Consider the following 21196-nt stretch of genomic DNA (forward strand, 5'->3'; position numbering starts at 1 on the left):
TATGACCCTAGCCGACTCTTACAGAACGGTACGCCGCCGTACCGAGCGTATCTGCAGCCATTTGCAAACCGAAGATTACGTTGTACAGCCCATTGCAGATGTGAGTCCGCCTAAGTGGCACATAGGCCATACCACCTGGTTTTTCGAAACCTTTATTCTGAAGCCGTACTTTATGGGTTACCAGGAGTATGACCCCAACTTCAACTATGTATTTAACAGTTATTATGAAACCGTTGGCGCACGCGTAATCAGGACTGACAGGGGTAACCTGAGCCGGCCAACCGTGCTGGATGTTTACCGCTATCGCGAATATGTGGACGAAGCCATAGAGCGGTTCTTATGCCAGGAGCCATCGCCCGAGGTAAAGGAGCTTTTTATATTAGGCCTTAACCACGAGGAGCAGCACCAGGAACTCTTATACTACGATATTAAATATATACTGGGTCATAACCCACTTTTCCCCGCTTATGATAAGGATTATTCCTGCCCTAAGTTTGAGAGTACCCCCGGCTTAATCAGTATTAGCGAAGGTGTGTATGAAGTGGGGCATCAGGGTGAAGATTTTTGTTTTGACAATGAACTGAACCGACATAAGGTTTACCTGAACGCTTACGAGATTAGCGGTAGCCTGGTAACCAATGGTGAATATCTGGAGTTTATTAACAGCGGTGGTTATCAGGATTTTAGGAACTGGCATGCCGAAGGGTGGGACTGGGTAAAAGTAAACCAGGTAAACGCCCCTATGTACTGGCACCTTATAGATGGCGAATGGTTTGTTTACACCCTGCGCGGATTAGAGCCGCTTGATTTGAAGGAAAGCGTTGGGCATGTTAGTTATTACGAAGCATATGCCTATGCCTCCTGGAAAGGTATGCGACTGCCAACTGAGTTTGAGTGGGAAGTAGCCGCTACACATTTTAATTGGGGCAAATGCTGGGAGTGGACCGAAAGCGCATATTTGCCCTACCCGGGCTTTAACAAAGCACCCGGTGCTATAGGTGAATATAACGGCAAATTCATGGTTAGCCAAAAAGTGCTGCGCGGCGCTTCAGAAGCTACGCCACAGGGGCACAGCCGCATCACCTACCGTAATTTTTTTCATCCAAATATGCGCTGGCTTTTTAACGGTATCCGTTTAGCCAAATAGTAATTGTTACTTATGAAGAATACCGATACCTCTGTAGCCGAGTTTAGCATCAACCAACAATTTTGTGATGATATATTGGCTGGTCTTACTGCATCGCCCAAATACCTGGAGGCAAAATATTTCTACGATACCCGCGGAGATGAGCTCTTTCAGGATATTATGAATTGTGCAGAGTATTATCCTACCAAATGTGAACTGGAAATATTTACCCGCCAAACTGAAGAGCTGGCCCAGGCCATTATAGCCGATGGCAGCGCTTTTGACCTGATCGAACTGGGTGCCGGCGATGCCATGAAATCTACCCACCTGCTACGGCATCTGCTAAACCAACGGGCGGAGTTTACCTATGTGCCCATCGATATATCGGGCCATGTGATCAATTATTTGCAGGATGCACTCCCGGCTTCCTTGCCGGGCCTGCAGCTCACCGGCCTTACGGGTGAGTATTTTGAAATGCTCGAACAAGCAGCTCAACTTTCACAAAGGCGTAAGGTGGTTATGTTCCTGGGTTCAAACATTGGCAACATGCCGGTAACCGATGCTCGGCAGTTTTGTGTGGAACTGCGCAGCCACCTCACCGCAGGAGACAGTGTGCTGATGGGAGTTGACTTAAAAAAGAACCCCAAGATTATTTTAGCTGCCTATAATGATGCTCAGGGTTTCACACGAGAGTTTAATCTTAACCTGTTAACCCGTATTAACAGCGAGTTGCGGGCCAACTTTAATATTGAGGCTTTTGAGCATTATCCAACTTACGATCCTCAAACTGGTTCCTGCAAAAGTTACTTAATTAGTTTGACCGATCAGCAGGTGCAGCTTTGCGGTCAAACCATAAGCTTTGCTAAGGATGAATATATCTACATGGAAATCTCACAAAAATACACGGTACAACAGGCCGACAGCATGGCCAATGATTCGGGCTTTAACCCTGTTTGCCATTTTTTTGATAGTAAAAACTGGTTTTTAGACGCCATTTGGAAGGCTGTGTAAAACGCTTGTAAGGGATTTTATTCCGGCATGTTTAAAAAGTTATTTTAGGCTGCGATACTGCAACATTTAACATGTAAAAAATACACTAACCTATAGTGCTTCCTGACAAATTTTTAGTTGATTTGTAATGCAAACCAATCAATTCTAAATAATGGAAGATTTCTCTCTCAAGGATAAAGTGATTTTAGTTACCGGCGGTACCGGTGTTTTAGGCGAGGCCTTTATTAAGGGTATTGCAAAGGCTGGAGGTATCGTGGGTATATTGGGTCGTAATGAGAAAATAGCTCAGGAACGTGCTGATGCCGTAAATGCCGACGGTGGTAAAGCCATAGCGCTAATTACCGATGTAATGAAGGAGGCAGACTTGATAGCTGCCCGTGATAAAGTACTGGATACCTACGGCCGTATTGACGGATTGGTTAACGGAGCCGGGGGGAATATGCCAGGCGGTGTGATACAGCCCGACCAAGATATATTTACCATGAACATGGAGGGCATGCGCCAGGTAATGGACCTCAATCTTTGGGGTACTTTGATGCCTACTCAAATATTTGGCGAGGTAATGGCTAAAGGCGGCAAAGGGAGTATTGTGAATATTTCATCCATGGCATCGCAACAGGCAGTTACCAAGGTGCTGGGTTACAGTATGGCTAAAGCAGCTGTTGATAGTTACACCAAGTGGTTTGCAGTTGAAGCAGCCAACCGTTATGGCGATGCTATACGTATGAATGCCATTGCACCAGGCTTTTTTCTGACTGAGCAAAACCGCACGCTGCTTACCCAGCCAGATGGTAGCTATACTGAGCGTGGAAATCTGGTTATAAAAAATACGCCATATAAGCGCTTTGGCAAAGCCGAAGAATTGATTGGCGCACTAGTTTGGTTACTGAGTGATGCATCAGCCTTTGTTACCGGTACGGTTATCAACGTTGACGGTGGCTTCTCTATATTCAGCGGCGTTTAATAGGCTTTCATTTAAACTAAAAAAAAGAGGCTTCCTGATAATTAGGAAGCCTTTCTTTTTTTATAATAAATTATGATCAAACATTAAAAGATAAACCCAGGTAATAATGAATATCAGCGGTATCATAAAAGGGGATATCCGTTGAAAAACCCGGTCGCGCTTATTGCCATTAAGCATAGGGTAATAGTTTTCAGCTGAGCTGCCGTCGGTAACTGCTTTATAGTTTCTGCGTAGCTTACGCATGTAGAATAAGCCAGCTATCACATCAATGAAAGTGAATACTGCTACAGCTAACGCTGCAATTGGGAATATCACAGCCAGCATTTGTTGCTTCTGAAATAATTCGGGTGATGGTGCTTTGGCTGTTACCAGCATTGCATACACATTGAAAAAAAAAGATTGACCGATAGATAGCCATATAACCCTTTGGTTAACGGCATTGTCATGATGTTCTATTTGGGCCCGGCTAACGCGGTAAATTTCCGATAGCGCTTGTTCTTGTTGATTATCAGCCATTATGATGTTTAAACGTTTATGTTATTAACACCAGGATAAATCATTAGTTTGTAGATTAATAATTTAACTGACAGTTTTCATCATCATTTTTAAAACTAGGGACTTTATAATACAAAAAGAATTTTAAGCTGGTAATGAGTATTTGTCCTTACGGCCAAATTTTTCCACGGTAATCTGGCCTTTACTTTTAAGGTTTGATAGCACGTTCGAGATTTGCCTGCTGATGGTTTTAGCGTCAGACTTGGGTTCGTATTGTGCCATGGCGTTGGCAATGTCTTCGTTAAAGCCCGAACCGATTTCTTTCAGGGCAAAGGCTATTTTAGCGGTAATGGGCAAATTATCAGCATACTTTTCCGGAATTTCCAGCTCTTTTGAAGGTTTAGGCTCGGCAGCATCCTTAACAAGTTTGGCTTTTGCGGCTGGTTGCGATATGTGATTAGTTTGGTTGCCGTTGTCCGCAACCAGTTCGGGCAAAAAGGCAGTTAAAATACCTTCCAGCCTTTTAGCTTCTTGCTGGTGAAAATTAATTTTTTCTTTAAGGTGGTTAATAATATCCTGCTCGGTAATATTTGCCATTACGATGTGTATTTAGGTAGTAAATACTAAACTTACAAGTTATGTCCAGGATTGTTTAGGGACTATGGTAAACCAACAATGATCTTACCCCGTGGCACTTTGGTCAATTCGTGGGTCTTCGGGCAATATTTCCATGTCCGGAAATTCTATATAATCGGCGTACCATTGTATAGCGCTAATCACATCAAGTGCGTCTTCGGGACTAATGTTTATCGTCTCGAATGCATACAGTTTATTGTCGGCATAGCCAAAAAGCTGAATCTCATTGGTGTCCGGCGTAAAATCTTCGTTTGTAACGCAGTATACTTTAACCTTTAACGCACTATCACGTGAGTGTATAACGTCGCGGCAAGGGTCATTCGGATCGGTAGCTAAAAGGAATACGTTATGGTCCATAAAGAATTTAACACGTTATAGGTTATATAGTTTAAGATATTATAATACAAAATTGGTTGCACAGGTATACAGCCTGCAGAATGGTAAATTGGTAACTATTATTAAACAAAAGTTGCCTTGAGCATGTTTTTAAAAATAATGAGTTCAAATACACTGTCGAAATATATCATAACCGGAATGCTTTTAGTGTTATTGGCATCGTGCAAGGATAATCCGCGCAATAAATTTGGCGGGCCCTCAAATAATCCGCATGATACGGCAGCTTCCCGCCGGGATACCAGCTCGGTAGGCAACCGTACTGATGGTAGGGAGTAAAACACAGTTTAACTATCGGGAAATTTTTGGGAATCAATTTCACACTCCACAGTAAATATTTCTACATATTTAATTGAGTAGTACTTAAAGACAACTCAGGCGCTCTAAAAACGGGCTTTTTAACTCTTGGTATAACAATTGCCTATATATTATAGCCCTACTCAAAGGGCTGTTTTTCATAGGTAGATGTAGAGTCGGATAACTGCGAGAGTGATCCGACTTTTTATTTATATACCTGTTTTAGATGCCAGTGCATCCTGGGCAAAACGCATCAAATCTTTGGCGTTGATGTAACCAACAGTGTTTAATATCACTTCGCCTTTAGAGTTGCAAATAATTAAGGTAGGGTAGGCGCGCATGCCCCACTGCTGAGCCAAACTTGGGTTATTACCCTGTTCCATATCTAATGCCGCATTTACAAAGTTTTTATTGAAGTACTCGGCTACCTGTTTGTCCCTAAAAGTAGTGGCTTTGAGCATTTTGCAGGGGCCGCACCAGGTAGCGTATGCATCTACAAAGATGAGCTTTTTTTGAGCCGAAGCCTGCTTTAATGCTTGTTGCCAATTGGTTGCTGTAAAGTTGATCTGTGCTTTTCCGGTTTGTGCCAAAGCACCTACAAATAAAAGCACCAGTAAAGTTTTAAATAGTAGTTTCATCATTATTGTCAAATACAAGTTTATAATAAATAAGCAGCCTTTTGTTTATTCAGGCTGCTTATTTTATTGCGTTTTATCTAAGGGCGGCGATCGCCACGTTGTGGACGCTGGCGTTGTTGCTCAGACTGCGTTTCTCGCTGCTGACGCTGTTGCTCCGTTTGTTGCTGACGCTGCTGATCGCGTTGTTGCCTTTGTTGCTCCTGCTGCTGGCGTTGCTGATCTTGTTGTTGGCGGCGTTGCTGCTCAGCCTGCTCGCGTTGCTGACGCTGCTGGTCTTGCTGCTGGCGTTGTTGATCTTGTTGTTGGCGGCGTTGCTGCTCGGCCTGCTCGCGTTGTTGACGCTGCTGGTCTTGCTGCTGCCTTTGTTGATCTTGTTGTTGGCGTTGTTGATCAGCTTGCGCCTGCCGCTGCTGCTCAGCCTGCTGGCGCATTTGGGCTTGTTGTTGATCCTGTTGTTGCCTGCGTTGCTCTTGCTGCTGGCGTAATTGATCACCCTGCTGGCGCTGCTGGTCAGCTTGCTGCTGCTGGCGGCGCTGTTCAAACTGCTGGCGTTGCTGTTCGCGCTGCTGATCGGCCTGTTGTCGCTGTTGTTCAGTTTGTTGTTGCCCACGCTGGCGGCGTTGCTCAAAATCTCTCCGTTGCTGTTCACGCTGCTGTTGTTGCTGGTCATTCCCTTGCTGTTGCGGTGTGCCTTGTTGCTGCTGGCTGCGCTGCTCCACCTGTTGGCGTTGCCAATCACGCTGCTGGCGTTGTTGGTCGCCGGTTTGCTGTTGTTGCCTGCGCTGCTCAAATTGCTGACGGCGTTCCTCGGCTTCTTTACGTTGCTGGTCGCTTAATTGTTGCCCGTTTTGATTTTGCTGGCGGCGTTGCCAGCTGTTATTTCCGTTTTGGTCGCTTTGCCTGTCGGGCCAGTTAGGTCTGTTACCCTGGTTGGGAAATGAAGGCTGGTTTGGTCTGTTATCGCGGTTATTGTTATATGGGCGGTTATCATTACGGTTACTGTTTATTCTAACTACATTGCGGTTAGCGGCATCATTACTGCGGGCAATGTTAGCCAGCCGGGCTGCATTTTGATAATTTACTGAAGCGCCCCTGTTGCGGTCACCAATGCGAAAGTTTGGATTAGCATTGCGATAAGCACTTGCATTTACCACACGGCCGGGACGCGCATAATCTACCCGTCTAACCTGCGGGCGGTAAACATTTAAGTCATTATTACGGATAGAAAGTCTACCGGGTCTGTTCAGGTTATTAATGTTATAGACTTGCACACGGTTGCGGGTAACTCTTTCAATATCAAAAGCCCTTGGCCCTGCAATGTAACGGCGGCTGTTGCGGGTGTAAAAGTTGTTAATAATGTTAGTACGGCGAAAGATGTTTACAATACGTGGGCGTGGCACATAGTAATTGTATATAACCGGGCTGTTGATGTAAGCCTGCGGAGCAAATACCCAATAATCTTCTGGAATGGAATAATCGTTACCAAAGGCCGCATCCAGGCTTACATCTGGTCCAAGTGGCGCCCAGCCATAATAGCCATCGCCGCTGCGCCAGTCAACCCAGGCTGGTCCCCACTCATAGCCTGGTATCCATTCCCAGCCATAATAATCATCAAACCGCCAGCGCCCGTAATGGAACGGAGCCCAGCCCCAATCGTAATCGGACACCCAGGTATTACCATACTCGGTCATTACCCAGTGGCCATTGGTGGCATAAGGCTTAAAATCCTGGTCTGCATCGGGTACCCATACGCTGCCGTATTCGGGGTCGTCAAGCCAGGTGCCGTATTGTTGCAGCTCATCGTAAAAATCCTGAAATGTTATTTCATCGTCTTGAGCGGCTGCTTTATGAGACACTGCCACGGTAACCAAAAGGGCCAGGCAGCATAACTTTGTATATTGGATAAACCTTCTCATTATAATAGGTATTAATGGCTTAATTGCTGAAGGTTGGACACATATAAAGCAAAAGCGTTTAACGTTTGTTGTGTATTGTATGTAAATAGTTTGTGGTAGAGGCTTATCACCTATTGAAAGAATTTTTTTACATGCTGCTACGTTGTAGTATTTATTAAATAATTTTACCCATCAATTTCAAATAAGGACTTATGAGTACAGTAAATATTCCGCGGTTAGATTTAAATACCTACAAGAATGGCGATGCGGAGAGCCGTAAAAAATTCTCGGATGCCATAGGTACGGCATTTAACGAAACGGGGTTTGTGACCATTACCAACCACGGGCTAAGCAAGGAATTAATAGACAGCCTTTACCAACAGGTGAAAGCCTTATTTGCGTTGCCCGAGGACGTAAAGCTTAAGTACGAAAAGCCCGAACTGGCCGGCCAGCGTGGTTACACCAGCAAGGGCAAAGAAACTGCTAAAGGGTTTAAAGTGCCCGATTTGAAAGAGTTTTGGCAAATTGGCCAAACCGTTTCCGATGGTGACCCTATTAAAAATCAGTACCCTGATAATGTATATGTAGAGGAACTGCCTGATTTTAATACTGTAACACGTGAGGTTTATCAAAAGCTGGAAGCAGCAGGTACTTTACTACTGGAAGCTATTGCCACCTATTTAGGACTGCCCGAAAGCTACTTTGATGATAAAGTGCGTAATGGTAATTCAATATTGCGTACGCTGCATTACTTCCCCATTGAGGATCCTGATTCGTTGGCTCCTGATGCGGTGCGTGCCGGCGCGCATGAGGATATTAACCTCATTACTTTGCTAATTGGCGCCAGCGCTGATGGATTAGAGCTGCTTACCCGCGAGAACGAGTGGTTTCCGGTAAAAGCCCATGGCGAGGATGTGGTAGTGAACGTTGGCGATATGCTGCAGCGCTTAACCAATAACAAGCTGAAATCGACCACGCACCGTGTAGTTAACCCGCCACGTGAAGAAATGAAAAATTCACGTTTCTCGGTACCTTTCTTTTTGCATCCTAAATCAAACATGGATCTTACCAGTTTAGATAGCTGTATTGATGAGCAGCATCCCAAACTGTACAGCGACATGACTGCCGGCGAATACCTGGATGAAAGATTGCGAGAGATAGGGCTGAAAAAGTAACTATTAATTACAATAAGATTTTCTCTAATTTAAAATTTTTAAGCTGGTTGACAAACCGGCTTTTTTTATTTGAAAGTATTTTGCAGTCATTAGCATACTTCTATATTTATAGAAAAATCAAATTAGTATGAAGAAAACCTTACTCTTATTCACAATTCTATTTATCGCTTTTAAAGCATCTGCTCAGTTTGAAACCTCTAAGCAAATTTACGAAAGCCCCAAGTTAAAGGAAGCGATAGCGAAGCACAAGTTAGTAGCCATATTGCCATTTACTGCCAAAATCAGTTATAAGAAACCACCAAAAGGGTTTGATGCAGAAGGTAATCGTCAGCAGGAAATTAAACTGGGCACATCGGTGCAGTCGAGCATGTACACTTTTTTGTTACGTAAAGCAGATAACTACAGTGTGAGCTTTCAGGACGTAGATAAAACAAATACACTTTTGAAAAAATACAAGGTACTTGATAGCTTAGATATACATACAAAAGATGAGATAGCTAAAATACTCGGTGTTGATGCTGTTATTTACGGTACTTTTGAACAACAAAGTACCAAGACCGAAGCGGGTGCTATTGTTTCGGCAGCATTATTTGGTGGCTTTGGTGGTAAAACCGGCGAAGGTGCTATAACTCTACAGATTTCGGACGGTGCAGACGGTGAGTTAATCTGGCGTTATACTAAAAGAATGAACGAAAGTTTAGGTGTATCAACAGATGATGTGGTAGAAAGGCAGATGCGTAAGCTGTCAAGAAACTTCCCTTATTCTAAATAATTCGTAAAATCTTTTTATAAAGAAGCCGGCTTATTATTTATAAGCCGGCTTCTTTATTTTATAGCATTGTATCCTATAGATGACAGTAAAAGCCTTGATTTTTTTCAACCCCTCGTGTAACCTTTTCGTGTTTTTGCAGTCTGTTGTAAAAACTTAAAAACCTTATCATGAAAAAAGTTATACTCATACTCGCCGTATGTCTTTTCGCCTGTCAGGCTATGGCCCAGTTGCTGGAACCCGCCAAGCAAGTTTACAAAAGCCCGCACTTAAAAGAAGCTATCAAAGCGCACCACACCGTTGCTATACTGCCGTTTGATGTGCAGATAACGTACCGTAAAACGCCGAAGAATCTGGATACGGTATGGCACGCCCGCCAGGAGGCAGAACTTGCCCAGCAAGTACAATTCGAGGTCTACTCCTCGCTGCTGCGTGAATTCTTTAAATACAAAGTCCGCTTTCAGAACGTGCTTGAAACTAATCGCCTGTTGCAGCAGGCCGGCATGACTGGTAGTTTAGACGTTTACTCTAAAGATGAAATTGCCAGAGCTTTAGGCGTAGATGCCGTTATTTTTGGCGATATGCTGCGTAAGGAAAACACACCAAATGCAGGGGTTGTAACGGCAGCTATATTTGGTTATGATAAAACAGCAGAAGTAACCCTAACTATAAAAGTAGCTAACGGTACCGATGGCGAATTGCTGTGGCGTTACTCAAAAAAGATGAATGAAATGGGGTCGGTGGAGTCGAAAGACGTGTTTGAACGGCAAATGGAAAAACTAACACGCAACCTGCCATATACAAGAGGGGTGTTTACAGTTTTTTAAGAATTAGAGGTGAGAGTTGGGCACTTAAATGTAAGAGCCATTGCATCTGTATTGTTTACTCTTGATTCTTACTTGCCATTTCTCCCTGTATGGCTCTTAAAAACTCATTGCAGTGCTGTGAGCCAATTATATATACCAATCCATCGCGGTCGGTTAAATGAATGGCGTCATTACCTGCCGTGTAAAACCTAATGGTTCCTTTTGAGTGTAGGTTATATACCGGGTTATTGAACAGGTAGCGGCTGTAAGGAGCGGTTTCTACCTTTACAATACTGTTCAGATCAATTTTAACAAGGCGGGTGGTCCACAAGCCGTTTAGTAAAATGCTTTTATTTTGCACCCTGGTACTGAAGTGTACTACAAAACCCAATATAATAGACAATATAACGATTGCAAACCCTACAACTACCAGTAAGTCGGCATTGCGTTCATTCTCATCTTTAAAAAAATAAACGGCAAAGCACACCATAGCCAACGCAAGCCGTATGGTAACCGGTATCCATTCGCGGCCAAGATATTGCTTTTCAGTAAAAACCGGTTTTGTAGCTGTCATGACTTTATAATAATTCGAAGATAGCAACTTTTTTAGTTTGCGGTGTTAATTTATACCGGTTGTCGAGCCGGTAACCTGCAAGCCAAATTATTTCATTGTTGCCATTTACAATTAAGGGCACCTTTGTTTTTTGATGCAGCGGAATCTTTTGGTTGATGAAAAAGTCGCTTAACTTCTTACGGGCGGCCATCCCCAGCGGTATAAAATAATCGCCCTGTTGCCAGTTGCGCAAGGTTAGCGGGTAAGTTAGTAAATCTGAATCAACGGCTGCAATGCTAGGGTTTTGCGGTATAGTAAAAGGTGTTTCAGCTTGTGTTATTTGTATATGGTTAATGCCATAAGCTACAATAGTGTCATCTGCCTGTATAAGAACAGGCGCAGGTATATGATGCTGTTTGGGTGTTAAAATTAGTCGTTCACGGTCAAGTATCAAGGTGTGTGTGCCCGAATCAAACACCCGTCCGCTGTGCTTAGGCAGGGCGGTAATCAGGTCGTCTATGGTAGTTTCGTTAAAGCCAAATTCTTTCAACAGGCCAGTGAGCAACAACCGTTGTGGCGTAAGCCGGCGAATACCATCCAGTGGTAAATGAACTTCATTACCATGAGGTAACAGCAATTCCTTCTTCAGGGCTGCCAGCTGCATTTCCAGTAGTTGCTCTAATTCCCGGAAATGGGTTAGGTTGCGTTCAAAGGTGTTTTCGAGGTTAGGGTTTAACTCCTTTAGTCGGGGTATTACCTCATGCCGCAGCTTGTTGCGCGCATATTTGGTTGATGCATTGGAGCTGTCCTCAACGTAAGCCAGGTTGTTTAATTTCATCAGCTCTTCAATCTCCCCCCGGTTTAAGTATAATAAAGGACGTACCCACTGGTTGTTTTGGGGCAAAATGCCATGCAAGCCTGCAATGCCGGTGCCGCGGGTAAGGTTCAACAATATAGTTTCAATTGTGTCGTTTTGGTGATGTGCCAGCGCAACGGTATGGTAACCATGTTGTTGCCGCACTCGTTCAAACCATTGGTAACGCAGCTCACGGGCTGCCATCTGGATGGAGACTTTATGCTCGATGGCGTAACCTGTGGTGTCGAAGTTGATAGTGTGAAAAGGCACCTGCATATTAATGGCCAGTTGCCGGCAAAATTGCTGATCGGCATCAGCCTCGGCGCCTCGCAACTGAAAGTTGCAATGTGCAATGCCAAATTTGTAGCCGGCCGCTTTAAGCAGATGCGTTAGCAGTACCGAGTCCATGCCGCCGCTTACGGCAACCAGTACCGAACTTTGGGCCTCAAACAGGTGGTGCTGTTGTATAAAGGCAGTAAAACGATGAACCGGCAGCATAGCCAAAATTATTAATTTAATAACCGCAACCAAACAACTAATTTTGCAGCGTGAGAAAATGTCTCTTTATATACATCCTGTTACTGATTGCTGCCACGGCTACTGCACAACGAAAGCCCAAAACTACCATAGTTAATCTGATTCGGTCAGACCGCAGTGAGGGCATGAAGCGCAATGGAGAAGATGTTATTAAGGTATACAAGGGCATTTTTCAACAAGAGAATTCTACACTACGATCAGACAGCGCCTATTTTTATCCGCAAAAAAATTCATTTGACGCCTTCGGCAATGTGAACATTAATCAGGGCGATACGCTGAACGTTTATGGTGATAAGCTGTATTACAACGGTAATACACACGTGGCCTTGGTTACAGACAATGTACGCATGGTTGACCGCGACGCCACTTTAACAACTAATTACCTTACGTACAATACCGCTACCCGCATTGGTACTTATACAGGCGGTGGTAAGCTGGTAAATAAGGACAATACCCTGATCAGCAAAAACGGTTATTATTTTGCGTCCACACGTGATGCTTACTTTCGATACAATGTGGTACTCACTACTATTGATGCTACTATCCGTACCGATACCTTGCGTTACAATTCAGGTACCCGTATATCTTACTTTTATGGCCCTACCCGAATTATTGGTAAAGACAAAGATACACTGTACACCGAGCGAGGCGAGTACCATACCATTACCGAAGAGGCATTCTTCAGTAAAAAGAATTTGTACACGCAAAATACAAAATCGTTAAAAGGCGATAGCCTTTATTTTGACCGCTTAAAGGGATATGGCAGGGCAGTAAAGAATGTAACTTTTGATGATAAGGAGCAAAAGGTGACCATTAAAGGCCAGCTTGGAACTTATTATAAAGCTGATGAGCGTGTAATAGTCACCCAAAACCCATACGCCATATTTATAACCGAGCAGCGTGATACTACACAAAAAGACTCGGCTGTTGTACCACCAGCTCCGGTAAAGGGGAGCAAAAACACGGCTGCCAAAAAATCAACGCCTGCCACTAGCTTACCTGTGGTTAAATCTACAGCGAATGCCAAAAATTTACCGGTTAAAAGCACAGCAACCAGTAATGATTCATTAGCCGTAAAGCCGCCACCGCGTGTTAAGCGCGATACCATTTACTGGGGTGCCGACACGCTCGAAACCCAGATTGTTACTAACAAAGTACTGCGCGCCATGCAAGAGAAAATGCGGCTGGCCGGTATACGCGATACGAGTTTAATGGCAACAAAAGCGGCTATAGTTAAAAAGACGCCTTTAAGGCTTTCAACTACTAAAAACCTGATACCGATGCCGCCCGCCGATATTAAGATGGATATGAGCTTTTTAAAGCCCGACTATTTTGGCAAACCTAAACCGGTAGATACAACACAAAAGAAGAAGGTAGTAAAAGACTCGACATTGAAGAAAAAGCCGGTTTTAGCTGTGAAGCCCTCGCGGCCCGATTCGGTATTTATGCAAAGGCAGTTTACTTTGAGTGATACGGCCCGTATCCGTATCCTGAGCGCTCATCATAATGCAAAAATATTTAAGTCGGATTTACAGGCCAAGGCAGATTCTATGTTCTACAGTTACAGCGATTCTACCATGCGTTGCTTTGTGAACCCTATGTTCTGGACTCAAGGATCACAAATTTCTGGTGATACGATTTATTTGCAGTTAAAAAACAAGAAGCTGGATAACATGGATATATTCCTTTCGGCCTTTACGGTCAATATCGAAAAGAATGACTCCACCCATTTTAATCAGGTGGCCGGCAAACGTATGCGGGGCTTTTTTGCCGACAACAAGCTGCAGCGCCTGTTTGTAGATGGTAATGCCGAAACTATTTACTTTAACCGCGATAGCGGTGTAGTAACCCAGTTACTGCGTACTATAAGCAGCCGCATACGGGTTAATTTTAAAAATAACAGCGCCAGCAATATTACACAGTATACCAAAGTAGAACAAAACATTAAGCCGATTGACAAGGCTACCGACGATGATAAGATATTAAAAGGCTTTATCTGGAAACCTAAAGACCGGCCTGTATCTAAGGAATCCATCATATCGCCATTGGCCAGGAAAAAGCCTACAGGAAAGATGCCGGTTAAAAAGACACTTGCAAAAGCGCCAGCAGGCACGAGCCGCAAATCAAGCCCGCCAGGCATTAAGCCGCCACCTGCCGATTCCACTGCAACCAAGTCGGGGTCACCGCTGGTAGATCCGGCAACAGTTAAACGCCCTATGCCAGACAGTACCATGAAAGGTCCTGGCACTACCACCAAGCCTACGAGGCGTGATAGCTCCAGAGTGAATCCTTAATTGGGCTTTATATTGATAAGAGAAAGCGGAAAAAGCTTGCAAAGCAAATCCGCGCTGAGGAGGGATAGAAATAGATAAGTATTAGCTGGCAGCAGTCTAACGTAGTTGCCCATATCAATATTAAACCGCCTGTTCATTCAAAAAAGCAATTAGCTTTTCCATCGCTATAGCGCGGTGACTGATGCGGTTCTTTTCGGCCATGCTCATCTCGGCAAAAGTGATATTATAGCCGTCGGGCTCAAAGATCGGGTCATAGCCAAAACCTTCAGCCCCGGCCTTTTCCTGGCGTATGTTGCCGTTTATAGTGCCTTCAAAAAAGTGCTCTTCACCATTCCAGATCAGGGAAATTACCGTACGGAAACAGGCTCGCCGGTTAGTAACGCCTTGCAGATTTTGTAAAACTTTATTAATGTTGGCTTCGTGTTGTCCATGTTGGCCGGCATAACGTGCCGAGTAAACGCCCGGCTCATTGTTCAGGGCTTCTATTTCCAGCCCACTGTCGTCGCCAAAACAGTTAAGGTGAAACTTATTGTATATGTAACGGCTTTTAATAGATGCGTTTTGCCTGAAAGTGGTGCCATCTTCTACGATCTCATCGTGGCAGCCAATATCAGTAAGGCTTTTCAAATGCAAACTATCGCCCGTTTTAGCGGCAACTTCCTGTAACTTGTGCTGGTTGTGGGTGGCAAATACTAAGGTGGCGGGCATATTACAAGGTTTGTATCTGGGTCCAAAAAGTTTTAGTGTTCTCTTTCTGGCCTATCATTTCAGTAAAACTATAAGTATAGAGCGCTTTTAAACCCTCTAATGGTTGCATCTGGTTTTGGCCAAGTTTAGGCAAGCCTTGCGGACAGGCGGCATTGCCTAATATCAGCAGCTTTTGAGGGTGAAAAAAACTGTTTAATTGAGGCCAGGCCGAGTCCTCATAATTGAAAAGGTTAACAATGGCCACATCATTTAGGGTATAACCCAGGCGGCCTATGGTATTGGTAAGCGCTGTTAAATGTGCATCTGCCATATATTCGGCATCAGCGTAATGGCATAATACAAGCATCTTTTTTTGATTGCCGCCTAAGTACTTAAATGTTAAAGCGGGCGTTTCTTTAACGATGGCAGGCTCTTGTGGAGCAGCATCTGGCACAGGTGCCTGGGCAGCAGAGGCGTTGCCATAAAACGCTTTATCCGCTGCGAGCAAATAAAGTTCTTCGGTTAAAAAGTGGCGTAGTTGGGCCGGCGTTGTATCGGGTCTCACTTTAACAAATTTTAACAAAAATAACTAAAGCATCTGTAGCTTTATGGGCATATTCGCATATTATTATGCCACAGGTATATAATGCTATATTTATACCGCCGAAGTGCAGAAAATTTGCGAAATTCGGAGGTTTATTTCAAGTGCTTGCTGCATACTAAGGCAAGCGCTCAATTAAAGTGTACATGAGAAAGTTTGGAATTGTATTATTAAGTTGCTTATTGACATTTACCCTTGCCCACGCGCAAAAAAACACTTTGGATAAAGTGGCCGGCGTAGTAGGGGGAAGCATTATTTTAAAATCAGATATTGAGTTATCATACGCACAGTACCTGGCACAGGGCGGCTCACCCGACCCTGCCATTAAGTGTTCTATTTTAGGTCGGTTATTGACGCAAAAGTTATTGGCTCAACAGGCCGTAATAGATAGCGTTAGTGTAACTGAAGATGATGTAGACGCACAAATTGACCGCCGTATGCGCGGTATGATTCAGCGTGCCGGCGGGCAAGACCGCCTCGAGCAGTTTCTGGGCCGCTCTGTAATCCAGTATAAGGATGAGATACGTTCGGATATTAAGGAGCAATTGGTTGCAGAAAAGATGCAGCAAAAAATTACCGAGAAGGTTAGCGTTACTCCGCAGGAAGTGCAGCGTTTTTTTGAGCGTATTCCTAAAGATAGCCTTCCCTCTTATAACAAAGAGGTAGAGGTTGGCGAAATTGTGTTTCAGCCCAAACTGAACAAAGATGAAAAGCAATTTTACAGAGACAAGGCAGAAGGCTTACGCACCCGTGTTAAAAACGGCGAAGATTTTGGTACGATAGCCCGTCTGTATTCGCAAGATCCGGGTTCAGCGCCTGATGGTGGTGATTTGGGTTTCTTTGATCGCTCTCAAATGGTAAAAGAGTTCACAGCAACGGCGTTTAAACTTAAAGCCGGTGAAATATCTCCCGTGTTCGAGTCCGATTACGGTTTTCACTTTTTGCAGGTTATTGAGCGCAGGGGTGAGCAGGTACATGCGCGCCACGTACTGGTAACGCCGGCTACCACGCCAGCCAGCTTAGAGCGTGCGAGGCTTAAGGCCGATAGTGTTTATACCCTGATCACCAAGAATCGCCAGATCGATTTTTCTACCGCTGCCTCTGTTTATTCAGACGATAAAGAGACCAAGTACAACGGTGGTATGTTAATGAATGCGGAGGATGTGCAGTCGCGCTCAACGCTTATCCCAACCGATAAGCTTGATCCGCAGGTAGCGCTGGTTGTTGATACCATGAAGGTAAACAGTATTTCGAAACCACAGTTGGTAACAGCGCAAGACGGTAAATCTACCTATAAGGTATTTTACCTGCGTTCGGTAACCAATGCGCATAAGGCCAACCTTGCGCAAGATCTTCCGCGATTAAAAGAGAACGCGCAAGCCGATAAAACTAACCGTACAGTAAGTGAGTGGTTTGAAAAGAAAAGAAAGAACACCTATGTACGCATCGATCCTGAGTTTCAATCTTGCACTCAGTTAAAAGAATGGGTAAATACAACGCAAACCGCTCAAATTAAGCCATAATATACCAACTGTATGTCGTCGTACCGTTCAGAAGTAGAAGCTGCTGATGCCTTAAGGCAGGCATACTTAAACACAAAGGCCGAAATAGGGAAAGTTATAGTAGGCCAGGATGAAGTTATAAAGTCGGTACTGATTTCTATATTTAGCAATGGCCATTGCTTGTTGGTAGGTGTGCCCGGTTTGGCTAAAACCTTATTGGTGCAAACTATTGCTCGCGTGCTCGATCTTAATTTCAACAGGGTACAGTTCACGCCAGATTTAATGCCGTCAGACATTATCGGTGCGGAAATATTGGGTGAAGACCGGCACTTTAAGTTTATAAAAGGCCCTATTTTTTCGAATATTATATTGGCCGATGAAATTAACCGTACGCCGCCGAAAACGCAGGCCGCTCTTTTAGAGGCCATGCAGGAAAAGGCGGTTACAGCGGCAGGTGTTACCCATAAGCTGGATCAGCCGTTTTTTGTGTTAGCTACCCAAAACCCTATTGAACAAGAAGGTACCTATCCTTTACCGGAGGCTCAACTGGACCGTTTTATGTTTAACGTTACGCTAGGTTATCCATCATTTGCTGAAGAGTTGCAAGTTGTAAAGAATACAACCAGCACGAATACTGTGCAACTGAACAAGGTAATTAGTGCACGCGAGATTATAGAGTTTCAGCAATTGGTAAGGAATATCCCGGTTACAGATCATGTGTTGGAATATGCCGTGCGCATGGTGTCTAAAACACGTCCGCAGGGTGAACTGGCTACACCGCAGGTTAAGCGTTTACTCAATTGGGGCGCGGGCCCTCGTGCGTCGCAGTTTTTAATCTTAGGTGCTAAATGTCATGCGGTAATCAGCGGTAAGTACTCGCCCGATATTGAGGATGTACAGGCCGTTGCCAAGCCTATTTTAAGGCATCGCATAGTACGCAGTTACCACGCCGAAGCTGAAGGCTTGAGTACAGATCAGATTATAGAGCAGTTGTTTTAAATGCTAAAATGCTAAAAGGAAAAGCCCGTTTGATGTTGTCAAACGGGCTTTTCCTTTTTAATATAAATACCTAAGCTTTTTTAACGGCCGTATTAGTCTTCTTTAACGTAGCCGCCTTAGCTTCTTTTTTGCAACAATCGCCACCGCATTTCTTTTTGCCTTTATCTTGTGCAAATGATTGAGTGGCCGATAGTGCCATGGCAGCAGCCAGAGTGAGTACAAACTTGTTCATGGTTATAAGATTTAAATGGTTAAGCAATTAAGCTGTTAGTTCGGCCAAAATAGTACGGCCGCCTTTTACCTTATCACCCAGGTTCACATTAACTTGTGTACCTATAGGTAAGAAGATATCAACACGTGAACCAAATTTAATAAAGCCAAATTGCTGGCCCTGCTCCACTTGCTGTCCTTCTTTAACATACCAAACAATACGACGGGCTAAGGCACCGGCAATTTGCCTGAAAAGTACGGTTACGCCTTCCGGGTTTTCAATGGCAATGGTAGTACGCTCGTTTTCAGTAGATGATTTAGGGTGCCACGCAACAAGATATTTACCCGGGTGATACTTGAAATATTTTACCACACCTGCTATAGGGTTACGGTTTACGTGCACATTAACAGGCGACATGAAAACTGAAATCTGGATGCGCTTGTCTTTCAAATATTCGGTCTCTTCCACCTCTTCAATCACCACTACTTTGCCGTCTGCCGGGCAAATCACATGCTGGTTATGCGTTGTTATGGCAAATTTAGGGCTTCTGAAAAACTGCAGGATAATCACAAACAGTAAAAACGACAGGATGTATACAATCCATTTGAGCACTACGGCATCCGGATAAAAAAAGTGCACCAGCGCATTCAGTACAAATATAAACAGAATGCACAGGGCCATGGAGGTATATCCTTCTTTATGAAAAGTCATAGCTTATTGAAATAAAAGAAAGCAAAAATACTAATTAAAAATGAGGTACAAATAGGCAAAAACAACCGGAGCCGCAAGCAGCAATCCATCAAAGCGGTCAAGCAAGCCACCGTGGCCTGGCAAAATGCCGCCGCTGTCTTTAATGTTGATGCTGCGCTTAAACATCGATTCTATTAAATCGCCCAGAGTGCCTACGGTACCTATAATAATAGCAATAGATACCCAGTTACGCCAGGGTAGCTCGTTAAAATACAAGCTAATGATGTAGCCAACCAGTGCGCTGATCAAAACGCCGCCTATAAAGCCTTCCCAGGTCTTTTTAGGAGAATGCCGCTCAAACAGCTTGGTACGGCCAAACTGCTGGCCAACCAGGTAAGCACCCGTGTCATTAGCCCAAAGCATAAACAAAAAAGCCATTGGAAAATGCGGGTTGTAGCCGGTGCTTACATAAGCCAGTGCATGGAAAAAGCAAAACGGAATAAGTGCGAATATAATCCCGAATAAAGTATAGGCTATATTACTAAACGGATTATTAAACTCTCGGTAAAGTTCCCATACCAGTATAGCAGCCAGCGTTACCGGCAATAAAAATACGTACCTGTAAAGCGGAAAATCAAATGCGGCATCGGGTGTAGCGGTTGCATTACGGTAGCACAATAAAGCAAAGTAGCCAAAAATTAAAACGCCGTTAATGATGCCTGCCGGAAGGTTGGGATGTAAGCCTGCTTTTTTAAGAAGTTTATAGAACTCCTGCAGGCAAATGATGCCGAGCAGTAAATAAAATAGGCCAAATACCGCCGGACCGGCAAAAAATGAACCCAGCATTACCACAATAAAGATAATGCCGGTTATAGCACGTGTTTTCATAAACTAATCTGGTTCATTACCATCAGCTCAATGGCTTTGCTAAAATCTTCTTCGTGAATGTAAACTTCAACATTGCCAAAGTTACGGTGTGATGATGATTGCCGGTTAAGGAGTACGGCGCCAATCTCGTGCTCAATAAGCACTTGTTTAATGATCTCGGCCTGATAGTAATCGGTTGAGGTATAAATTTTAACCCAGTTTTTTTCCATTAATGCGCGCTGAGGTTGTTTCTTTCGAGAGCTGTTTTACGGTAAATTAATAACAAAGCTACAGTAATTATCAAACTTAAAGCATACAAACTGTAATTAAAGGCATGCTGGTTATTGGGGTCAATGTTGAGCTTTTTATGTTGATAAAGGTAGGTTAACACCACTGCCGAGCCGTTATTTAAAAAGTGAGCCCATACCGCAGGCCAAACGCTGCCGCTCCAATAAGCAAAGTAGCCAAAAAATACACCAAGCATTAACCGCGGCAAAAAACCAAAGAACTCCATATGGAATGCGCTAAACAAGGTTGCCGTGATCCATATGGCCAGATGGGGGTTATTGGTCCACCTGATAAATATAGTTTGTAGTGCCCCCCTGAACATTAGTTCCTCAGCAATGGCCGTTACCAGGCCAACCAGTAGCAGGCATTTGACCATATCCAACCATGTGTTCATCTTTAACAAAGCCTCAGTAGCCTTTTGCGCCGCCTCTTCTGATGAGCGCATCCAATCTTCAATGGCCTTCAAAAAATCAGGAAGTACCATTTTTTGGTTAAGGTTAATCAGCACTTCCATAACAGGGCTGCTCATGATCATCAGCGAGAAAACAATGGCCAGTAATGCCAGCGGAAAGCGCGTGCCGGCAAGCAAATATGCTGATGTATTGCGTACAATAAATTTGCTGAACACGATTGGTGTAAACAGGATAGGTAATGTTGTTCCCACAATCTGCAATAGCCAAAGCGACTGTATTGCTTGCGGAGAGGTCAAGTTCATAGCCATAATAAGCTTTAAGGCATCTAAACCATAAAGCATAAATATAATGCCCATTGCTATAACATTACCGGCAGTAATTAAGCCAATGGCAACTGCACAAAAGATAACAAACTGTACAGTAGGGGTAAAGTCTGCCTTGCTTTTATATTCTGGTTTTTCAGTGATCATAGAGTTGCCGCAAAATTCGTATT

General features: G+C 44.0%; 24 protein-coding genes. 10 read left to right on the top strand and 14 right to left on the bottom strand.

Going from position 1 to position 21196, the window contains the following annotated elements; genetic code table 11:
- Position 1 precedes the first annotated feature (1 nt).
- From egtB to ABDD94_RS02570, 3 genes are all read left to right on the top strand, one after another.
- The gene (egtB, locus tag ABDD94_RS02560) at positions 2 to 1147 is read left to right on the top strand and encodes an ergothioneine biosynthesis protein EgtB (protein ID WP_345954548.1); all 1146 of its coding nucleotides are present in this window, start codon (positions 2 to 4) and stop codon (positions 1145 to 1147) included.
- 12 nt (positions 1148 to 1159) lie between these two features.
- Entirely contained in the window at positions 1160 to 2137 is a 978-nt protein-coding gene (gene egtD / locus ABDD94_RS02565) for an L-histidine N(alpha)-methyltransferase (protein WP_345954549.1), read from the top strand.
- 151 nt (positions 2138 to 2288) lie between these two features.
- A complete protein-coding gene (locus ABDD94_RS02570) occupies positions 2289 to 3101 on the top strand; it encodes an SDR family oxidoreductase (protein ID WP_345954550.1) in 813 nt (270 codons plus the stop codon).
- Between the two features lie 60 nt (positions 3102 to 3161).
- On the opposite strand, the gene ABDD94_RS02575 is transcribed toward ABDD94_RS02570, so the two are convergent.
- The 3 genes from ABDD94_RS02575 to ABDD94_RS02585 all read right to left on the bottom strand — a co-directional run bounded on the left by ABDD94_RS02575 (position 3162) and on the right by ABDD94_RS02585 (position 4589).
- Positions 3162 to 3617, bottom strand: coding sequence for a hypothetical protein (locus tag ABDD94_RS02575; RefSeq protein ID WP_345949377.1), 456 nt, complete (start codon positions 3615 to 3617; stop codon positions 3162 to 3164).
- A 123-nt stretch (positions 3618 to 3740) separates the two neighbouring features.
- Positions 3741 to 4193 carry a hypothetical protein gene (locus tag ABDD94_RS02580; protein WP_345954551.1) on the bottom strand — a complete coding sequence of 151 codons (453 nt, stop codon included), beginning with the start codon at positions 4191 to 4193 and terminating at the stop codon, positions 3741 to 3743.
- 84 nt (positions 4194 to 4277) lie between these two features.
- The gene (locus ABDD94_RS02585) at positions 4278 to 4589 is read right to left on the bottom strand and encodes a hypothetical protein (protein ID WP_345949375.1); all 312 of its coding nucleotides are present in this window, start codon (positions 4587 to 4589) and stop codon (positions 4278 to 4280) included.
- 138 nt (positions 4590 to 4727) lie between these two features.
- Here ABDD94_RS02585 and ABDD94_RS02590 point away from each other — a divergent pair, with 138 nt between their 5' ends.
- Positions 4728 to 4904, top strand: a complete 177-nt coding sequence (locus tag ABDD94_RS02590) for a hypothetical protein (protein WP_345949374.1) — start codon at positions 4728 to 4730, stop codon at positions 4902 to 4904.
- Positions 4905 to 5131: 227 nt separating this feature from the next.
- Here the strand turns inward: ABDD94_RS02590 and ABDD94_RS02595 are convergent, their stop codons facing one another.
- On the bottom strand, positions 5132 to 5563 hold the full coding sequence (locus ABDD94_RS02595; protein ID WP_345954552.1) for a thioredoxin domain-containing protein: 432 nt from the start codon (positions 5561 to 5563) through the stop codon (positions 5132 to 5134).
- Positions 5564 to 5637: 74 nt separating this feature from the next.
- A complete protein-coding gene (locus tag ABDD94_RS02600; RefSeq protein WP_345954553.1) occupies positions 5638 to 7476 on the bottom strand; it encodes a DUF6600 domain-containing protein in 1839 nt (612 codons plus the stop codon).
- Between the two features lie 191 nt (positions 7477 to 7667).
- On the opposite strand from ABDD94_RS02600, the gene ABDD94_RS02605 reads away from it, so the two are divergent.
- From ABDD94_RS02605 to ABDD94_RS02615, 3 genes are all read left to right on the top strand, one after another.
- On the top strand, positions 7668 to 8630 hold the full coding sequence (locus ABDD94_RS02605; protein WP_345954554.1) for a 2-oxoglutarate and iron-dependent oxygenase domain-containing protein: 963 nt from the start codon (positions 7668 to 7670) through the stop codon (positions 8628 to 8630).
- Positions 8631 to 8757: 127 nt separating this feature from the next.
- Positions 8758 to 9402, top strand: coding sequence for a hypothetical protein (locus ABDD94_RS02610; RefSeq protein WP_345954555.1), 645 nt, complete (start codon positions 8758 to 8760; stop codon positions 9400 to 9402).
- 167 nt (positions 9403 to 9569) lie between these two features.
- Positions 9570 to 10226: a hypothetical protein gene (locus ABDD94_RS02615; RefSeq protein ID WP_345954556.1), complete on the top strand. Its 657-nt coding sequence runs from the start codon at positions 9570 to 9572 to the stop codon at positions 10224 to 10226.
- A gap of 55 nt (positions 10227 to 10281) precedes the next feature.
- On the opposite strand, the gene ABDD94_RS02620 is transcribed toward ABDD94_RS02615, so the two are convergent.
- Both ABDD94_RS02620 and tilS read right to left on the bottom strand, forming a co-directional pair.
- On the bottom strand, positions 10282 to 10779 hold the full coding sequence (locus ABDD94_RS02620; RefSeq protein WP_345949367.1) for a hypothetical protein: 498 nt from the start codon (positions 10777 to 10779) through the stop codon (positions 10282 to 10284).
- 4 nt (positions 10780 to 10783) lie between these two features.
- Positions 10784 to 12112: a tRNA lysidine(34) synthetase TilS gene (tilS, locus tag ABDD94_RS02625; RefSeq protein ID WP_345954557.1), complete on the bottom strand. Its 1329-nt coding sequence runs from the start codon at positions 12110 to 12112 to the stop codon at positions 10784 to 10786.
- A 50-nt stretch (positions 12113 to 12162) separates the two neighbouring features.
- On the opposite strand from tilS, the gene ABDD94_RS02630 reads away from it, so the two are divergent.
- The gene (locus tag ABDD94_RS02630; protein ID WP_345954558.1) at positions 12163 to 14445 is read left to right on the top strand and encodes an OstA-like protein; all 2283 of its coding nucleotides are present in this window, start codon (positions 12163 to 12165) and stop codon (positions 14443 to 14445) included.
- 120 nt (positions 14446 to 14565) lie between these two features.
- On the opposite strand, the gene ABDD94_RS02635 is transcribed toward ABDD94_RS02630, so the two are convergent.
- Both ABDD94_RS02635 and ABDD94_RS02640 read right to left on the bottom strand, forming a co-directional pair.
- Positions 14566 to 15153 carry a non-canonical purine NTP diphosphatase gene (locus ABDD94_RS02635; protein WP_345949364.1) on the bottom strand — a complete coding sequence of 196 codons (588 nt, stop codon included), beginning with the start codon at positions 15151 to 15153 and terminating at the stop codon, positions 14566 to 14568.
- A gap of 1 nt (position 15154) precedes the next feature.
- Positions 15155 to 15697 carry a hypothetical protein gene (locus ABDD94_RS02640; RefSeq protein WP_345954559.1) on the bottom strand — a complete coding sequence of 181 codons (543 nt, stop codon included), beginning with the start codon at positions 15695 to 15697 and terminating at the stop codon, positions 15155 to 15157.
- A 182-nt stretch (positions 15698 to 15879) separates the two neighbouring features.
- On the opposite strand from ABDD94_RS02640, the gene ABDD94_RS02645 reads away from it, so the two are divergent.
- Complete coding sequence (locus ABDD94_RS02645) at positions 15880 to 17256, top strand: peptidylprolyl isomerase (RefSeq protein ID WP_345949362.1); 1377 nt, start codon at positions 15880 to 15882, stop codon at positions 17254 to 17256.
- A gap of 12 nt (positions 17257 to 17268) precedes the next feature.
- Positions 17269 to 18234, top strand: coding sequence for a MoxR family ATPase (locus ABDD94_RS02650; protein WP_345954560.1), 966 nt, complete (start codon positions 17269 to 17271; stop codon positions 18232 to 18234).
- Between the two features lie 70 nt (positions 18235 to 18304).
- Here ABDD94_RS02650 and ABDD94_RS02655 read toward each other — a convergent pair whose 3' ends face one another.
- The 5 genes from ABDD94_RS02655 to ABDD94_RS02675 are packed head-to-tail and all read right to left on the bottom strand — an operon-like array spanning position 18305 to position 21173.
- Positions 18305 to 18466, bottom strand: coding sequence for a hypothetical protein (locus tag ABDD94_RS02655; RefSeq protein WP_345949360.1), 162 nt, complete (start codon positions 18464 to 18466; stop codon positions 18305 to 18307).
- Positions 18467 to 18493: 27 nt separating this feature from the next.
- Positions 18494 to 19156 carry a phosphatidylserine decarboxylase family protein gene (locus ABDD94_RS02660; protein ID WP_345954561.1) on the bottom strand — a complete coding sequence of 221 codons (663 nt, stop codon included), beginning with the start codon at positions 19154 to 19156 and terminating at the stop codon, positions 18494 to 18496.
- Positions 19157 to 19186: 30 nt separating this feature from the next.
- Positions 19187 to 20023: a phosphatidate cytidylyltransferase gene (locus ABDD94_RS02665; RefSeq protein ID WP_345954562.1), complete on the bottom strand. Its 837-nt coding sequence runs from the start codon at positions 20021 to 20023 to the stop codon at positions 19187 to 19189.
- Complete coding sequence (locus ABDD94_RS02670) at positions 20020 to 20232, bottom strand: DUF2007 domain-containing protein (protein WP_345949357.1); 213 nt, start codon at positions 20230 to 20232, stop codon at positions 20020 to 20022. The genes ABDD94_RS02665 and ABDD94_RS02670 overlap by 4 nt, the downstream gene beginning before the upstream one ends.
- Positions 20232 to 21173 carry a CPBP family intramembrane glutamic endopeptidase gene (locus tag ABDD94_RS02675; protein ID WP_345954563.1) on the bottom strand — a complete coding sequence of 314 codons (942 nt, stop codon included), beginning with the start codon at positions 21171 to 21173 and terminating at the stop codon, positions 20232 to 20234. The genes ABDD94_RS02670 and ABDD94_RS02675 overlap by 1 nt, the downstream gene beginning before the upstream one ends.
- Between the last annotated feature and the right edge of the window lie 23 nt (positions 21174 to 21196).

It is taken from the genome of Mucilaginibacter sp. PAMB04168 (assembly GCF_039634365.2).
Classification (GTDB): Bacteria; Bacteroidota; Bacteroidia; order Sphingobacteriales; family Sphingobacteriaceae; genus Mucilaginibacter.

Excerpts from the sequence above, each read along its gene's own strand:
- ABDD94_RS02650 (WP_345954560.1), top strand. The coding sequence starts at position 17,269 with ATGTCGTCGTACCGTTCAGAAGTAGAAGCTGCTGATGCCTTAAGGCAG.
- ABDD94_RS02575 (WP_345949377.1), bottom strand. The coding sequence starts at position 3,617 with ATGGCTGATAATCAACAAGAACAAGCGCTATCGGAAATTTACCGCGTT.
- ABDD94_RS02580 (WP_345954551.1), bottom strand. The coding sequence starts at position 4,193 with ATGGCAAATATTACCGAGCAGGATATTATTAACCACCTTAAAGAAAAA.
- ABDD94_RS02600 (WP_345954553.1), bottom strand. The coding sequence starts at position 7,476 with ATGAGAAGGTTTATCCAATATACAAAGTTATGCTGCCTGGCCCTTTTG.
- tilS (WP_345954557.1), bottom strand. The coding sequence starts at position 12,112 with ATGCTGCCGGTTCATCGTTTTACTGCCTTTATACAACAGCACCACCTG.
- ABDD94_RS02670 (WP_345949357.1), bottom strand. The coding sequence starts at position 20,232 with ATGGAAAAAAACTGGGTTAAAATTTATACCTCAACCGATTACTATCAG.
- ABDD94_RS02660 (WP_345954561.1), bottom strand. The coding sequence starts at position 19,156 with ATGACTTTTCATAAAGAAGGATATACCTCCATGGCCCTGTGCATTCTG.
- ABDD94_RS02610 (WP_345954555.1), top strand. The coding sequence starts at position 8,758 with ATGAAGAAAACCTTACTCTTATTCACAATTCTATTTATCGCTTTTAAA.
- ABDD94_RS02665 (WP_345954562.1), bottom strand. The coding sequence starts at position 20,023 with ATGAAAACACGTGCTATAACCGGCATTATCTTTATTGTGGTAATGCTG.
- ABDD94_RS02590 (WP_345949374.1), top strand. The coding sequence starts at position 4,728 with ATGAGTTCAAATACACTGTCGAAATATATCATAACCGGAATGCTTTTA.
- ABDD94_RS02585 (WP_345949375.1), bottom strand. The coding sequence starts at position 4,589 with ATGGACCATAACGTATTCCTTTTAGCTACCGATCCGAATGACCCTTGC.
- egtD (WP_345954549.1), top strand. The coding sequence starts at position 1,160 with ATGAAGAATACCGATACCTCTGTAGCCGAGTTTAGCATCAACCAACAA.
- egtB (WP_345954548.1), top strand. The coding sequence starts at position 2 with ATGACCCTAGCCGACTCTTACAGAACGGTACGCCGCCGTACCGAGCGT.
- ABDD94_RS02605 (WP_345954554.1), top strand. The coding sequence starts at position 7,668 with ATGAGTACAGTAAATATTCCGCGGTTAGATTTAAATACCTACAAGAAT.
- ABDD94_RS02645 (WP_345949362.1), top strand. The coding sequence starts at position 15,880 with ATGAGAAAGTTTGGAATTGTATTATTAAGTTGCTTATTGACATTTACC.
- ABDD94_RS02570 (WP_345954550.1), top strand. The coding sequence starts at position 2,289 with ATGGAAGATTTCTCTCTCAAGGATAAAGTGATTTTAGTTACCGGCGGT.
- ABDD94_RS02615 (WP_345954556.1), top strand. The coding sequence starts at position 9,570 with ATGAAAAAAGTTATACTCATACTCGCCGTATGTCTTTTCGCCTGTCAG.
- ABDD94_RS02635 (WP_345949364.1), bottom strand. The coding sequence starts at position 15,153 with ATGCCCGCCACCTTAGTATTTGCCACCCACAACCAGCACAAGTTACAG.
- ABDD94_RS02595 (WP_345954552.1), bottom strand. The coding sequence starts at position 5,563 with ATGATGAAACTACTATTTAAAACTTTACTGGTGCTTTTATTTGTAGGT.
- ABDD94_RS02655 (WP_345949360.1), bottom strand. The coding sequence starts at position 18,466 with ATGAACAAGTTTGTACTCACTCTGGCTGCTGCCATGGCACTATCGGCC.
- ABDD94_RS02675 (WP_345954563.1), bottom strand. The coding sequence starts at position 21,173 with ATGATCACTGAAAAACCAGAATATAAAAGCAAGGCAGACTTTACCCCT.
- ABDD94_RS02620 (WP_345949367.1), bottom strand. The coding sequence starts at position 10,779 with ATGACAGCTACAAAACCGGTTTTTACTGAAAAGCAATATCTTGGCCGC.